The sequence below is a fragment of the Streptococcus sp. HMSC034B05 genome (assembly GCF_001809055.1).
Taxonomy (GTDB): domain Bacteria; phylum Bacillota; class Bacilli; order Lactobacillales; family Streptococcaceae; genus Streptococcus; species Streptococcus constellatus.
In genome coordinates this window covers 1-264 of the sequence record NZ_KV795626.1, presented here as the reverse complement: position 1 = coordinate 264, position 264 = coordinate 1, and the positions used below count along the sequence as shown (strand labels likewise).

Annotated in this window: 1 protein-coding gene; it reads left to right on the top strand. The window is 46.2% G+C overall.

Features of this window, described 5'->3' with window-relative positions:
* On the top strand, window positions 1-264 hold a 264-nt coding region (locus tag HMPREF2542_RS08310), incomplete at both ends, for a Rib/alpha-like domain-containing protein (protein ID WP_261674404.1).

Sequence of the window (264 nt, the reverse complement as noted above, 5' to 3'; positions counted from 1 at the left end):
ACGAACCAAAAGGTAAGGACCAAACGGTTAAAGTAGGAGAAACACCAAAAGCGGAAGATTCCATTGGTAACGTTCCAGAATTGCCAAAAGGAACGAAGTTTGAATACGAAACACCGGTTGATACCACAACGCCAGGCGATAAAGATGCGAAGGTGATTGTGACTTATCCAGATGGCTCGAAGGATGAAGTTCCAGTGAAGGTTCATGTCACGAAGACTCCGACCCAAGCGGATAGCAACGAACCAAAAGGTAAGGACCAAACGG